This window comes from Haloferax mediterranei ATCC 33500 (assembly GCF_000306765.2).
GTDB classification, from domain to species: domain Archaea; phylum Halobacteriota; class Halobacteria; order Halobacteriales; family Haloferacaceae; genus Haloferax; species Haloferax mediterranei.
The window spans coordinates 194,485-208,854 of the sequence record NC_017944.1 but is presented as its reverse complement, the minus strand read 5'-3'; the positions used below and the strand labels follow the sequence as shown (position 1 = coordinate 208,854).

12 protein-coding genes are annotated in these 14,370 nt (G+C 56.0%); 5 read left to right on the top strand and 7 right to left on the bottom strand.

Features of this window, described 5'->3' with window-relative positions; genetic code table 11:
• The first annotated feature begins 4 nt into the window (after window positions 1-4).
• Window positions 5-379, top strand: coding sequence for a Rid family detoxifying hydrolase (locus HFX_RS17660; RefSeq protein WP_004060939.1), 375 nt, complete (start codon window positions 5-7; stop codon window positions 377-379).
• Window positions 380-526: 147 nt separating this feature from the next.
• Here HFX_RS17660 and HFX_RS17655 read toward each other — a convergent pair whose 3' ends face one another.
• The gene (locus HFX_RS17655) at window positions 527-1,174 is read right to left on the bottom strand and encodes a bifunctional 4-hydroxy-2-oxoglutarate aldolase/2-dehydro-3-deoxy-phosphogluconate aldolase (RefSeq protein WP_004060940.1); all 648 of its coding nucleotides are present in this window, start codon (window positions 1,172-1,174) and stop codon (window positions 527-529) included.
• A 167-nt stretch (window positions 1,175-1,341) separates the two neighbouring features.
• Here HFX_RS17655 and kdgK1 point away from each other — a divergent pair, with 167 nt between their 5' ends.
• Entirely contained in the window at window positions 1,342-2,298 is a 957-nt protein-coding gene (kdgK1, locus tag HFX_RS17650; RefSeq protein ID WP_004060941.1) for a bifunctional 2-dehydro-3-deoxygluconokinase/2-dehydro-3-deoxygalactonokinase, read from the top strand.
• Window positions 2,299-2,866: 568 nt separating this feature from the next.
• Window positions 2,867-3,511, top strand: coding sequence for a helix-turn-helix domain-containing protein (locus HFX_RS17645; protein WP_004060942.1), 645 nt, complete (start codon window positions 2,867-2,869; stop codon window positions 3,509-3,511).
• Between the two features lie 556 nt (window positions 3,512-4,067).
• Here HFX_RS17645 and gdhB read toward each other — a convergent pair.
• Window positions 4,068-5,357 (bottom strand): glutamate dehydrogenase GdhB, encoded by a 1,290-nt coding sequence (gdhB, locus tag HFX_RS17640; protein ID WP_004060944.1) that lies wholly within the window; start codon window positions 5,355-5,357, stop codon window positions 4,068-4,070.
• Between the two features lie 607 nt (window positions 5,358-5,964).
• Here gdhB and arcD point away from each other — a divergent pair.
• A complete protein-coding gene (arcD, locus tag HFX_RS17635; RefSeq protein WP_004060945.1) occupies window positions 5,965-7,440 on the top strand; it encodes an arginine/ornithine antiporter ArcD in 1,476 nt (491 codons plus the stop codon).
• A gap of 155 nt (window positions 7,441-7,595) precedes the next feature.
• On the opposite strand, the gene HFX_RS17630 is transcribed toward arcD, so the two are convergent.
• From HFX_RS17630 to HFX_RS17615, 4 genes are all read right to left on the bottom strand, one after another.
• Window positions 7,596-8,624, bottom strand: a complete 1,029-nt coding sequence (locus HFX_RS17630) for an LLM class flavin-dependent oxidoreductase (protein ID WP_004060946.1) — start codon at window positions 8,622-8,624, stop codon at window positions 7,596-7,598.
• A gap of 69 nt (window positions 8,625-8,693) precedes the next feature.
• Window positions 8,694-10,283 carry an ABC transporter permease gene (locus HFX_RS17625; RefSeq protein ID WP_004060947.1) on the bottom strand — a complete coding sequence of 530 codons (1,590 nt, stop codon included), beginning with the start codon at window positions 10,281-10,283 and terminating at the stop codon, window positions 8,694-8,696.
• Window positions 10,283-11,146, bottom strand: coding sequence for an ABC transporter ATP-binding protein (locus HFX_RS17620; RefSeq protein ID WP_004060948.1), 864 nt, complete (start codon window positions 11,144-11,146; stop codon window positions 10,283-10,285). Before HFX_RS17620 ends, HFX_RS17625 begins: the two co-directional genes overlap by 1 nt.
• Window positions 11,147-11,263: 117 nt before the next feature.
• Complete coding sequence (locus HFX_RS17615) at window positions 11,264-11,821, bottom strand: helix-turn-helix domain-containing protein (protein WP_004060949.1); 558 nt, start codon at window positions 11,819-11,821, stop codon at window positions 11,264-11,266.
• 286 nt (window positions 11,822-12,107) lie between these two features.
• On the opposite strand from HFX_RS17615, the gene HFX_RS17610 reads away from it, so the two are divergent.
• Window positions 12,108-12,704 carry a methyltransferase family protein gene (locus tag HFX_RS17610; protein ID WP_004060950.1) on the top strand — a complete coding sequence of 199 codons (597 nt, stop codon included), beginning with the start codon at window positions 12,108-12,110 and terminating at the stop codon, window positions 12,702-12,704.
• 56 nt (window positions 12,705-12,760) lie between these two features.
• On the opposite strand, the gene HFX_RS17605 is transcribed toward HFX_RS17610, so the two are convergent.
• Window positions 12,761-14,362 carry a PKD domain-containing protein gene (locus HFX_RS17605; protein ID WP_160163663.1) on the bottom strand — a complete coding sequence of 534 codons (1,602 nt, stop codon included), beginning with the start codon at window positions 14,360-14,362 and terminating at the stop codon, window positions 12,761-12,763.
• Between the last annotated feature and the right edge of the window lie 8 nt (window positions 14,363-14,370).

The window sequence follows — 14,370 nt, the reverse complement described above, 5'->3', positions numbered from 1 at the left end:
CCCAATGAAAGAGCTAACAACAGACGAGGCACCGGACAGTATCGGCCCATTCTCACAGGGGGTTGTCTCCGGAGACCGAATCTATGTCTCCGGGCAAGGCCCCGTCGACCCGGAAACCGGCGAAGTCATCTCCGGCACTCCGGGCGAACAAACCGAGCGGACACTGAAAAACATCGAAGCCATCCTCGAAGCAGGCGATGCGTCGCTTGCAGACGTGGTGAAGGCAACGGTGTTCCTGAAGGACATGCGGTATTACGACGAGGTAAACGAGGTCTACGGGGAACACATGTCGTCTCCGTACCCTGCTCGGAGCGCGGTCGAAGTCGTGAAACTCCCCGTCGACATCGACGTAGAGATAGAGGTAGTCGCCGAGGTGTGAGTCAGAACGAGCCATACCGCAATTAGTGACAAACGTTTGGAACGGCTCATCAAAACAGTCGACATACCGCGACAGGGACGCGATTTCACGTTGGGGAACCGGGCTACTCGCAGTCTTATTCTTTTCCGCGTTTCGCCGACTTCCGACTTAGTCGTCGTGCGCAGCAGCGACGGCATCGACGAACGCACGGGCGTTCGCAGTAAGTTCTTCGTAGTCTCCCCGTTCGATAGCGTCGCCGTCGACGAGTGAACTCCCGACACCGACGGCGGTCGCACCGGCGTCGACGAATGTGCCGACGTTGTCGAGTGAGATGCCGCCGGTTGGGACAGTCGGGATATGCCCAAGTGGTCCCTGTAGCGAGGAGACGAACTCCGGACCGAGCGACGACGCCGGGAACACTTTCACCATGTCGGCTCCGGCGGTGTATGCGTCGACAGCTTCAGTCGGTGTCGCTACACCGACGATAGAGGGGGCACCGTAGCGATTCGCGGTTTTCACCGTCTCTGCATCGAACGACGGGGTGACGATGAACTCGGCTCCAGCGAGCATCGTCGCCCGCACGGTTTCGTTGTCGAGAACTGTCCCTGCGCCGACGACGACCTCGTCGGACGTGAACGTCGAGGAGATGTCTCGAATCATTTCGAGTACGCCGTCGGTGTTCGCCGTCACCTCGACGACGGAGACGCCACCTCGCTGAAGTGCATCGACGGTCTCGATTGCCGTATCCGGGTCTGTACCACGAACGATTGCGACGATACCCGTCTCTACGATTCGCTGGGCGATGTTTGCGGACATTACGCATATCAGGGCGACACACCTCTTAATTTTCGGGGTACAGGCGGGAATCTGTACGGGGTTGCTGGCTTGCTCAGTTCGTAGCAAACATCGTCGAAAACAGAGGAATTATCCCGCAACTCCGTGAGGAACGAGTATGGTGACCACCCCTCAGGAGAGTGAACACTGTGACGGCTGACCTCGTGACGTTTGGTGAGACGATGCTCCGACTCTCACCACCACGCGGAAGTCGATTGGAGACGACAGAGACGCTTCGGTTCAGTACGGCCGGTGCGGAGTCGAACGTGGCAATCGCTGCGAGCAGGCTCGGTGTTGACACCACGTGGATTTCGAAACTCCCCGATTCGGCACTTGGTCGCCGAGTCGTCACCGACATCCGCCAACACGGGGTTGCCCCGGAAATCGTCTGGACGGACCAGCATCGTCAGGGGGCCTACTACCTCGAACACGGTGGCGAGCCGAGAGGAACCTCGGTCGTCTACGACCGCAGCGATGCTGCGGTAACGACAGCCACGCCCGAAGAACTGCCGACCGATACTGTCGAGGAAGCAGCCTACTACTATACGAGCGGCATCACGCCGGCGCTATCGGACCAACTCCGAGAGACGACGCGCGTCCTGCTCGAAACCGCACAGTCCGCAGGGACGACGACCGTCTTCGACCTGAACTACCGGACGAAACTCTGGACGCCAACCGAGGCCCGCGCGACGCTCGAATCGTTGTTCCCCTACATCGATGTCCTCGTCGTCGCGGAACGCGATGCACGAAACGTCCTCGGACTCGACGGTGACGCTTCGGCGATTGCGACGGCGCTGGACGACCAACACGGCTTCGAGACGGTTCTCGTCACGCGTGGTGACGAGGGTGTGTTGGCGCTGTCCGATGGGAGGGTATACGAGCAGGGCGCGTTCGAGACTGAAACCTTCGACCCGATTGGGACTGGAGACGCGTTCGTCGGCGGCTATCTCGCGTCGCGGATTCGCGGGGACCCTCTCACGACTGCACTCGAACAAGGTGCTGCAACTGCGGCACTCAAACGGACGCTCGATGGAGACTTGGCGGTCGTCACTCAGCAGGAAGTTGACCGCGTGCGGGAGCAATCGAGCGGCGGTATCAGCCGCTGAGACCACCGCTGTCGAGTCGGGAGGACGACACAATCAGCGGCGGTTAGCATTAACATTGCCTCGAAATCCGCCTTGGTCTTGGCTATGTTTCCCTTTCCTATTGCCGTCTCATGATGTCTAATTATTTGACATCTGCTGATTTCTTATTCATTGTTCTTGTGCACAAATAGCACTATTCGACTGCGGACCTTCGAATTGTTTCTCCCTCCAGAATTGAGGTGGCTGTCGATACGTATTCTGGGGACCCATTCCTATTTTCCGCTGTGGTTTCAGTTGACATAGTCGTCCCGTCTACTCTCCCTATCCGTGGAGAGTCTGTCTAATAGTTACAGACATTAAAGAGAGATCTCGCGTCTGAGAGGGCATATCTATCAGTTAGTCGGTACGAAACACGGCAGCCGAACTAACACTGTATTATCCAACTGATTCGACATCGATGATTCACTTGGTTTCAGAATGTATTGTATCGAATAGACACGGCCACCTTCGATAGGTTTTGACAGTGGTCCATCGGTCGTGACCGCGCAATTAGACGGTGTCTTTTAACCTCATAGCCCGAACTGAGGCTATGTACAAGGCAGTGTTCCGTATCGAGAGCGATGATCCCTATTCGAGCTCTACGGCGAAAAATAACACAACAATCGAACTCTGGTGTAACGACCACTGTGACTTACTCCACATTACCGGTGAGCGGCAGGACGAGGTAGTGAAGCATGTGGATTCGGAAGTCGGCGTCCAAGAACGAATCGACAACGAGAGCGACCAGACTATCATCACGGAAGCATGCCTGAAGCGGCACGGAAGCGATTATATCGAGCCGTATCTCGCCGCGAACAACTGCCTTCTGTTACCACCATTACGATACGAACATGGTGCAAAGGTCGTTCGTGTACTCTCACTCGATTCGTCGAACCTCACGACATTCTACAGCGACATCTCGGCCGACCATACCGTTACAGTCGAGTCGAAAAAAGAGCTAAAAAACGTGCGGTCGGAGACGCCCGTTCTTTCGGTGGATTCGTTTTTACCGACACTCTCCGACCGCCAACGTGAGGTATTTCTCACCGCCTACGAGCAGGGGTATTACGAGATTCCACGTGGCACAACGACCGCTGAGCTCGCAGATGCTGTCGGTGTTGGCCGACGGACGGTAGAACACCACCTCAGGCGCGCCGAGGAAAAATTCGCAGACGTATTTGCCGCCTATCTATAGCAGCAGGTCTCTTGTTTACGAATCACACCCGCCCGTAATCTGTTGTTTTCCAGACTCAGTGACCTCGTACCGTCCTCGACCGCGTGGATGAATATGCCCCTGCTTGTATAAATACGCGCAGGTATGGTCCACCGTGATTGGATGACAATCTGTGGTCTTGGCGATGTCCATGACGTGCAGTGGCGATTCCTCGACGAGTACGGTAAGCACCTTGTGTTCGGTTTCGGGGTTGCGTTTTCTCATTACGTCTGTAACTAATCTGGAAATATTGGTCCTCTTAGACCGGTCGGTGGGGGCGATTCAACGTTACCGTGAAAGTCGTCTCCAAAGAGTTGGACACGTTCTCACAGTATCGTTGACCTGGTGAATGGAATCAATCGACGTGTTACGATGATGCTTTGGCTTAGTCCGCTCCCTCTCTCGGTACCCATCCGCACTGTTCGCACTTCCAGTAGTCGGTCCGTCTCGAAAGTTCGCCGTTGCATCTACTACAGCTCATTATCACTCACTAGTTGTTGGATTATATACATTAACCTAGGGTGACGACGAGTATTTTTCACGGCCACAGGCCCCGCGATTCTTTTGCCTTCCCGATACGACTGAGTGCAACCACATACGCGGCATCTCGCCAACTCAGACTCTCTACGTCGACTTTTTCTCTGACCGCGTTCCACGCGGACAGCATCTCTGCTTCGAGTTCGTTGTTGACGCGCTTTTCGGACCATTGTCGACGGTTGATGTTCTGTAACCACTCAAAATAGGAGACGGTCACCCCGCCAGCGTTGGCGAGAATATCCGGTATGACTGGGATACCGCGTTCGTTGAGGATGCCGTCTGCTCGGGGTGTGGTTGGACCGTTCGCGCCCTCTACGATTATATCCGCCGCGATTCGGTCGGCGTTGTCGTCGGTAATCGCATTCCCGACTGCCGCCGGGATCAGAACGTCGACATCTAACTCCAGTAGGTCCCTGTTGGAAATCGTGTTGGGGGCTTCGTGCTGCCTCACGCCCTCCGGTTTTTCTTTGTGTGACGGAACGGTGTGGGTGTCAAATCCATTGGAATCGTAGATTCCCCCGTTCACATCGCTGACGGCGACAATCGTCGCATCCCACTCGTCGAGCAGGCGTGCTGCGTTTGCCCCGACGCTTCCGTATCCTTGGACGGCGACGGTCGTCTCTGTGATGTCTTTTCCGTAGTAGTCAATCGCCTCACGCGTGATTATCGCGGTACTTCGTCCGGGTGCCTCCTCACGTCCATAGCTTCCTCCCACGACTGGGGGCTTCCCCGTCACAACCCCCGGAATTGTCTCGCCCTGCTGCATACTGTACGCGTCCATAAACCACGCCATCGTCCTCGCATCGGTTCCCATATCGGGCGCAGGAATATCTTGATTCGGGCCGACGTCACCTCGAATCTCATCGGCGAACCGACGAGTGAGACGTTCTTTCTCGGCATCGCTGAGGTCCTTCGAATCAACCGCAACTCCTCCCTTTCCACCGCCGAATGGGAGATCCATGACAGCACACTTCCACGTCATCCACATCGAAAGCCCGACACACTCCTCTGCGGTCACGTCTGGATGGTATCGGAGTCCGCCCTTGTATGGCCCGCGAACGTTATCGTGTTGTGCACGATAGCCGGTGAAGACCTCAACTTCGCCATCGTCCCGTTTGAGAGGGACAGAGACTTCAACAACCCTCGACGGGTGTTTGAGACGTTCGATGACATCCGGGTTGATATCGACGTGCGTCGCCGCCTCGTCTAGCTGTCGGCGGGCTGTTTCAAGCGCAGATATCTGATTCGAATCGACACTCGGGTTCGATTCTCGGGTCTGTGTTGATGTCATGAGTCTGTACTAACGAAATACCATTGAGATGTGGCTCCGCTCCAGCGTTGACCTCGAATCCGGAAAGACCGCCGCCATTCGGCTTCGGTACTCCTGGTTGGATTTCGTGAGGGTGGGTTGCGTCCCATATTGGTTGATACATATCATGTAGCATATTCTCTGACACTCCGAACGCGTACCAATTTATAAGAAACTGCCCAGTGGTATTGGACCATCAGCCCAAACTATGCGGTGACGAAGATGAGACGGACGGATGCTACTACCGGAACGAAGTATGGAACGATGAACGAAGCGTGGAACCGCAGTTCACACACCCACACGCTACGTACGTGTAAAAAATATAGAAAATATGGAAAATATTTTCAAATCATCACTTCGAACTACTGAAATCCGTGACATATTCATTGGGATATTTAAAGGTGAGTCCATATGGAAATTGATTCTATTTGCCCCAATCCCTGATTATTGTTAATGGACGTATGACAACGGAACACACATCGTGTGGTCGGGAGAATCGGTCCGTTTCACGGCGGCTTGTACAACATACAACGAATCTCGTAGCCAGAAACACGGTTGTAGACGAACGGACTGACAGCAAGGTAAGTCAATGGTAGACTTCGAACCTCGTCTTTTCGGGCAACTTGACCCCGATGAACGCCCCTCGCTCATCGCAGCACTCGTTCCCATCGCGGGAATGATCGTATTCCTCAGTGTGGGTATCATCACGTTCGGCTTGGACCCACAGTTCCCACTCTTCTGGGGTATCGTATTCACTGGATTGTTTGCTCACTATCACCTAGGCCTGTCGTGGGAGGACCTCTATGACGGTATCTCGAATGGTCTCCTCTTGGGGATGAAGGTGATTCTCATCATGTTCACCGTTTATGCACTCATCTCCTCGTGGATTCAGGCAGGGACCATCCCGAGTCTAATGTACTATGGACTGGAGTTGTTCACGCCTGCGGTGTTTCTTCCAATAGCCGCCGTACTCGCTGCGATTATTGCCTTTGCGGTTGGCTCGTCTTGGACGACAGCAGGAACACTTGGGGTCGCACTCATTGGCATCGGTTCCGGCCTCGGAATCCCGGCACCGATGACTGCTGGGGCCGTTCTCAGCGGTGCCTACACGGGTGACAAGCAATCACCGCTCTCAGATACGACAAACCTCGCGGCCGCAGTGACGAACACCGATTTATACGAGCACATCAACGCGATGCGGACTGGCACGTTCATCGCGTTCGCCTTATCGGTCGTTCTGTATGCGTTCCTCGGCATGACTGCCTCCGGAAACATTCCCGCCGGTCGCGTCGAATCGATCCAAGCAGCTATCGAAGGTACCTACGTCGTGTCGCCGGTCGTCTTCCTCCCGTTGATTATCACTTTCGGACTTGCGATGTACGGCGTTCCGGCGCTCCCAACCCTCGGAACGGGCGTCATTGCAGGCGCGGTCACGTCGATGCTCGTGCAGGGGACGGGTTTCGCCGCGGCGTGGTCTGCCGCCCAATCCGGCACTGCCCCCGAAACGGGGATGGAACTCGTGAACGGATTACTGCAGAGCGGCGGGATGACGGGTGGCGCGTGGATCGTCACGATTGCGATTGCTGCGCTTTCGCTTGGTGGGATGCTCGACCGTGCCGGAATTCTGGCGGTCCTCGCCCACCATCTCGGCCGACTGTGCCACAACGTGGCGAGTCTAACGGGCGCGACCGCACTCTCTGCTGTTTCGATGAACATCCTCGCCGCCGAGCAGTACGTTAGCATCGTCGTGCCGGGGATGACTCTCAGAAACCTGTACGACGAACAGGGATTGAAGACGGAAAATCTCTCGCGTGCTATCGAAGCGTCCGGAACAACGACGAGTGCGCTTATTCCATGGAGCAGTGGCGGACTGTTTATGGCTGGAACGCTCGGCGTTCCGACGCTGGAGTACGCCCCCTACTACTTCTTCGGCTTACTCTCGCCGCTTGTCCTCATATTCATGGGAATGACCGGCTGGCAGATTATGTATAAGGACCAGGAGCAGTCCAGTAGCACTGTGTCACCAAGTGAGGGAACGGCGACAGTAGCGCCAGGAGAAGACTAATCGCACTGCCGCCTCGGGGGGTTCGAGAACCGGATTCCCTTGAGGGATTCTCCGATAGTATCGTTTGCAAGTTATTGCACACTCGCTCGACCACTGTCGTGCGATCGGATGTGTCACCAGTTGCAAACGCTACTATAGCTTAGTAGTGCAACTCGTTAGCGGGGTGTAAGCCCGACGCCATCGGCCAGTAATTCGTGGGACCGGAGTGCGTGCTCGTGGTCGGAAACGATATGCTGAATCATCACTTCGTCGACGCCGACGCGCTCCGTAAGTTGCTCTAACAAGCTAGCAAGCGTTTCTGGGCTCCCGGAAATGGCTCGTGGCCATTCGTCGGAATCGAGCGTAGCAGGTGTTGGTTCTGGGACGCCACCAAGTTCGTCGATAGCTTCCTCGATGGACGGCGTGGTTCCGATGATTCCACGTTGCATCCGTTTGTACGACGCCTCAGCCACTGCCCGTAGTCGTGCCGCCTCTTCGTCGGTCTCAGCACAGACCGCGTTTACTGCAACCATCCCCTGTGGCTCGTCGATACCACCGGCTAGTTGTGACGGCTGGAAGCGTTCACGGTATTCATCAAACGCGTGTGTGGCGAACTGCGGTCGAATGAACGCCGCGAAACAGTATCGTAACCCGAGTTCGCCTGCAATAGCTGCGCTCGACGGACTCGACCCGAGTACCCACGGTGTTGGTACGTCATGGCTTGAGTGCGGAATTTCGAGGTCGCTGTAGGCGTGTCCGTCGGGGTAGTCGTCGTAGAGGTGAGTAACGACGGCTTCGATTTTCTCAGTGTGGTCTTCGTCCGGGTTCTGCACGTGTCGTTCCGTCCCAAGGGCACGGTCGGCGGCTGGTGAGCCGTTCGCCCGACCGAGGCCCGCATCGATACGGCCCGGCGCGAGTGCATCCAGCGCACCGAACGCTTCTGCGACCTTAAACGGGCTATAGTGGTTGAGTAGCACTGCTCCTGACCCGAGTCGGATTGAGTCAGTTTCGCCGGCGAGGCGGCCGAGTAATACTTCGGGCGTCGTGCCCGCGATGGTATCTGCCATCCCGTGGTGTTCAGCCACCCAGAACCGGGAGTACCCAAGTTGCTCGGCCTGTCTTGCGGCTGCCACAGTGTTCGCGTAAGCTTCAGCTGCGGTCCCGTTGTCGGGAACCGGAGACAGATCGACGATGGAGAGCTTCATACTCGGCCTCTGCGACTGCGAGGAATAACGGTTTGGCTAGCCGGAACCCTTGCTTGCTTTCGAAGAATTTCAGCCGCTGACCATCCGTCGACGACCAACGACAGCAGCCCCGAGTGCGACGACGGTCAGTCCAAGGTAGACGAACGTGACGCCCGACGAAACCGTCTGGTCGTACGCTCCAAGATAGTCCAACGGAATAAGTTCGTTCATCGGGCCACCGTACCACGCAACCAGATACAACATCTCGAAGACGCGAGGTCGGCCAGTCCAGATGCCAATCGCGAGTGCTGCCGCAGGGAGAAAGAGAACACCGACCGCCCACCCGAACAGCGCGTTGAACGTTCCTGTAAGCGCAAATCTGGCAGCGGCGGGGAAAGTCAGTGCAATACCGACTGTGACTGCTGCGAGGTACGACGACGCCAACAGCACATTCCGGCCACTGCTTACAAAGACGAGTTCTTGGGTTCGGTGCGTTTGGTCTCGGGTTCCGAGAGAGGACCACAGTGACAGGGGTAACAGGAGCGCGAATGGTATTATCACGGACCTGAGTGCAGTCACTGATGGAACGAACGACCCGAGTAGGGCGAGTCCGCAGGCAACGTACCACCAGCGAGGGTGCCCTCGAACGACGAGGCGGAGTTCGGAGAGAAACACCTGAGGGAACCGGATGCCGGTCTGTGAAACAGGTGGCAGTGATGAAACGTCTGTAGTCCGGTTCCGAGACTGATTGTCGGTTGTTGCCGCAAGTTGCGGTGATTCCGCCTCGTTGCTACCATTCTCGCTTTCTTCACGCTCAGGCGTAAGAGAGGGGGCTGACCACGAACTAGTCGTATCGAACCGATTGAAGGACACGTACGAGCCAACGAATAGTATCCCAGTCGTCGCGAAGATTGGCACTCTCGTGGCGAAATGCTTCACCGACCACGCGACACCCGACCAGTTGAATGGTTTTAGTTCTCCAGCGGTATTAGTGTAGAGAAACCCGACGTTCGTTCCGTCGTACGCTGGATACTGCGAGGCTATCGCTTGCGCCATGCTCTCCCTGAAAATATTGATTCCCATGAGGTCGACCGCTCCTGAATACGCTCCGAAAAGCGTCAGGAACATCGCGGCAACCACGTAGATGATGTTTCCGGCCGTTCCGCGAAGGAATCGGTTACTCTCGAAGCAAACGGCTGCGGCCGCAACTACCGTCATTGTCGGCAGTGTTACCAGAATGAATGGCGAGAACAGTGCCCAGAGGTCGAACTCGCCCGTTCCTTGGATAACAAAGGTTCCAGCAGTCAAGACGGCGAGGACCAGAGTCGTTATCGTGAGGAGCGCGAAATTACTTGCCCATTTGCCGAGGAGATAACTGCCGTCCGAGAGCGACGACGTTGCGACGAGTTCCGAAACGCCGGTGTCTCGGTCCCTGCTTACGCTCCCGCCGACAAGGACAAACCCGAATACGAACAGCATATTCGTCCCGATAGCACTCAGCATTGCACCGTACCATGCGGCTGTCGGAACGCCTGTGTACTCACCGGCGACGACGAGTGATGAGTCGACCGTGATGAGTTTCGCGAAGTACGCCAAAATGATGGGCACGACGAGCCACTTCGCGGTCCGAGAGCGCTCTCGGAAGTCCGCTCGTGCAACTGCGAGTACCGCTGTAAGCATTACCGTGCTCCTCCGCCGGTGACATAGAGGTAGGCATCTTCGAGCGTCGGCTCGACTTGCGTAGCTTCGGGCGTTGGGACGTCGTCTGCAACGGCACGAACTTGCAGGCCGTCTCGCGTTCGCGTCGTCCCGCTTACCATGTATTCCTGTTTGACTGTCGCCAATTCCGAATCCGGGACAACCCACTCCCAGACAGAATCAGCAGCTCGGGACAGTAGTTCGCTCGGCCGTTCGTGGGCGACGAGCGCTCCGTTTGAGAGCAGCGCAATGTCGTTTGCGGCTGCCTCGATATCCGAGACGATGTGCGTCGAAAGAATGACGATACGGTCCTCGGCGAGGTCTGCAAGGAGGTTTCGGAAGCGGACCCGCTCTTCCGGGTCGAGTCCGACTGTCGGTTCGTCGACGACGAGCAACCCCGGGTCGGCGAGGAGACTTTGCGCGATGCCGACACGCTGTTTCATTCCTCCCGAAAAGCCGCCTAATCGACGGTCTCGGTCGTTTTCGAGGTTCACCAGTCGCAGTAATTCTTCGATTCGGTCACTTGCATCGCTGATTCCTCGGATGCCAGCGAGATACGACAGGAACTCTTCTGCGGTCAGGTTTGGATAGACTCCGAAGTCCTGCGGTAGATAGCCGAGGTCTTCCCGAATTGCCTGTGGGTTTTCAGTCACCTCAGTTCCGTTCCAGTGGACCGTCCCCTCGGTCGGTTCTTGGTAGGTAGTAATAATCCGCATTAGGGTGGATTTCCCTGCACCATTTGGTCCGAGAAGTCCGACGACGCCGCTATCGAACGAAAGGGAGATATCTCGAAGCGCCCAGGTACTTCCGTACTCCATTCCGAGATTTTCGACAGTGAGATTCATAGACATTCGACCAATCACACTCCGCTGTGTACACGAAATGTAACCTCACCACCATATAATAGTATTGAATAATTGATTGGTGGATACACCTCCCGGCCAGACGGCCGTGAGAGAAATCTAAGACTCGTGAGTATACCGAGTTACCAGCCGTTTCATCACGGCAGATTCGGCTTTGCGGAGCAAATCGGAGGCAGTACTCTCCGCACAATCGAGCGCATGTGCTACATCGTTTAGCGTCCCTTGACGGGGGACATCGTAATAACCGATTGCAACAGCCGCTTGGAGTGCCTCGAACTGTCGTTCGGTGCAGTCTGTGGCGACAGTCTCGTGGCGGCGGTCGAACGTTCCAATCGAACGGATAGTCACGTCGATACTCGGCGGCAACCGCTCGATGAGTGTCCGTAGGTCCTCTCCTGCTCCGACGAGCGTCATCTCAAATGTTGCGTCAGCGTCGTAGATGACCGGTGGCAAGACGACGAGGTCCAGTTCAGTATATGCCTCACGCCACGTCCGGTCTTCGGTCCGAGTTTCTTGACAGATATAGACGTAAAACGAATTCTCATCAATCGGGGTTATTTCGTACCACCGAATCGAGTCTACGGATAAAATCGCGTCTTCGTACGGCTCACGGGCTGCCTCTACGTAAAATATAGTAGCGTTTGCAACTGGAGACACATCCGACCGCACGACAGCGGTCGATTGAGTGTGCACTGACTTGCAAACGTTACTATAGCTCGTACTCGATGTCCCCTCCTGTCTCGATATTTCACGACAACAGTTCCTCGTAGTGGACGACGTCGTTCTCGCGGATGAACTGCTGCATCGGATGTAACATCCAGTCCAGTTGGCGGAGTGTGGCCCGTAGATATTTCATATACGTTGTGCAAAACTGACATTGTATTTAAACTATCTAAGTGTGCCGCCGTAACGCCAAAACAGGTCTCAATGCTACCACTAACTGATGCTATTGACACTCAGCGAGGTGTTGCTTGGTATCGGGCTTGTGGCCGGTGTGGTGAATCTCGGGGGCGTCTGGGCGAGTATACTCGGTTATACGTCGTACTATCCGCTCGGCGAAAAGAACCTCCAGTTCCACGCGTTTTGGGGGCTTTCGCATACGCTGAACCTATCGCTATTGGGACTCGGTATCCTCCAGTTCGGAACCCTCGGTCTCCCGACCTGGGTGTTCTATCTTGGAATCGTGCTCGCTATCGTCGGGTTCGTCACCGTCACCATCTCGACGTTCGACCTCGGCGTGGAACAGACGCAAGGATTGGAAGGTGAATTACGGACGGATGGACTGTATCAGTACTCACGAAACCCACAGTATGTCGGCTACGTTCTCGCGACGGTCGGGTATGCCTTTATAGCCGGTTCGCCGTTTGCGATTCCACTCTGTGGATTCTACTTAGCGTGGTGGTTCAGCTTCCCGCTCGCGGAAGAGCCGTGGCTGCGAGAGCAGTACGGAGACGAGTACGAGCAATATCTGGACCGCGTTCCTCGGTTTGTCGGCCTTCGGACGCTCCGATTACTGGTGCAGTCGTCCGCGAGTCAGTGAACGCGGTGGTGACCAGTTTGCATCGAAAACAGTGAGTGAAGAGGGATTGATGCTAATCACCGGCCGACCAATCTCACGCGGTCCTCCCCAAACACCGGGACACCGTCGTGTGTCATGCCCTCCAATCGGCCCGTATTTTCGTCGCCGTCGAAGCCAGCGTCTCTAGTTGGGAAGTGGAGTACGAGATCATTTCTCCCGTCTCCTCCACACGGAACCGTGTCTTCGACGTGACCGTTATGGGCGGGACTCGCACCGCTGCCAACCTTCACATCCTCCGGGTCGCCGAAGCGGAGTGACCCCACGTCAATCCGTTCGGTCGGGTTGAATGTGCTTGTCTGCTTGACACTGACCGGGGTGACGCCCCTACTTCTGGGATTGATCGGACTCGGTTCAGAGCAGGGTTTAACATCGATTTCGGCTTTGATCGCCACGGTGAGTGTCAACGTACAGGTGTCTGATGCACCGTGTTCATCGGTGACTGTGAGTGTAACCGTCTTTTTACCGCCGGTCGTGAAGGTGTGTTTGACGACTGCACCGGTTGCGTCGGTGATACCGTCCCCGTCGAAGTCCCACTCGAAGGTAAGTACGTCACCGTCGGGGTCACTCGATCCCGTCCCGTCGAAGAAGATTGGCTCACCCGTCGCTGAAACGTTGCCCGGGAAGGATATTCCACAGTCGTTCGGGATGATTATTTCACAGTTGGCGGTTGGTGGTCGATTACAGACTACCACGTTAACCACCTCAGTGCAAGTGGATGACTTCCCGTCTTCGTCGATGACCGTCAGTACAACCGTCTTCTGTCCTGGACTTGAGAAGCTGTGTGTAACTATTTGACCGATTGCGTCGGTGATACCGTCCCCGTCGAAGTCCCACCTGTAAGTGAGTTTGGAGTCGTCACCGTCGGGGTCACTCGACCCCGATCCGTCGAAGGTTACCGTATCCGTGACGCAAGCTTTGTTGCCCGGGAAAGATGCCGTACACTGGGCATCCGGTGCCTGTAAGGTCACGCTAGCTCCACCGAGTGCTGCCGCCTGTTGGCCAACAGAGTTGCTTTGCCAAGCCAGCACATCGAGGAAGCTCGGCCAAGCGGTGAAGGTATCGTGCCAACAACAGAGGTCCAGATCTGGATCGACGATACCGATGTTGTTACCTTCCGTAGTTGGTGTGACGTCACTATAGCTGAGACCTGTATTGGTCGTGAAGCTGCCAATATCTGCGATATACGCCCAGGCGTTGTTGAAGTCGGTTTGGGAGCTGCCAAACAGTCCTCCCCCATTATCTACGAAAGACGCGACGTCTGCCGAACGGCTGACTAGGGCGTCATTTTCCGCTTGCGACATCCCGCCGGTCGTTTCGGGTGCACTGCTGACGACAGCAAGCATCGCGAACCCGCTGAAACTCTGACTCCGGATGTTGGTGCTTCCCCTGACGTACGTGACTGATTCGCCCGTATCAGTCCCGATACGGTCCCAAAACGTCGTCACCGGGCTGTTGGCGCTGCCGCCAACGACGAGAATCCCGTTGTTCCCGTTAGTCACCCTACTGAGGATATCGTTGACAATACCGACGTAAGTGCTGACCGGTCCGTGCCCACCTATGCCGCCGTCCTCAGTATCAATCCCCATAAGAATGACAGGACCTCCCGCTTGTGCACTCACAGATGGAG

Coding starts and splice junctions, on each gene's coding strand:
- HFX_RS17630 (WP_004060946.1), bottom strand. CDS start 8,624: ATGAAGCTCTCCATCGTCGATCTGTCTCCGGTTCCCGACAACGGGACC.
- HFX_RS17660 (WP_004060939.1), top strand. CDS start 5: ATGAAAGAGCTAACAACAGACGAGGCACCGGACAGTATCGGCCCATTC.
- gdhB (WP_004060944.1), bottom strand. CDS start 5,357: ATGACATCAACACAGACCCGAGAATCGAACCCGAGTGTCGATTCGAAT.
- HFX_RS17620 (WP_004060948.1), bottom strand. CDS start 11,146: ATGAATCTCACTGTCGAAAATCTCGGAATGGAGTACGGAAGTACCTGG.
- HFX_RS17645 (WP_004060942.1), top strand. CDS start 2,867: ATGTACAAGGCAGTGTTCCGTATCGAGAGCGATGATCCCTATTCGAGC.
- arcD (WP_004060945.1), top strand. CDS start 5,965: ATGGTAGACTTCGAACCTCGTCTTTTCGGGCAACTTGACCCCGATGAA.
- HFX_RS17610 (WP_004060950.1), top strand. CDS start 12,108: ATGCTATTGACACTCAGCGAGGTGTTGCTTGGTATCGGGCTTGTGGCC.
- HFX_RS17625 (WP_004060947.1), bottom strand. CDS start 10,283: ATGCTTACAGCGGTACTCGCAGTTGCACGAGCGGACTTCCGAGAGCGC.
- HFX_RS17655 (WP_004060940.1), bottom strand. CDS start 1,174: ATGTCCGCAAACATCGCCCAGCGAATCGTAGAGACGGGTATCGTCGCA.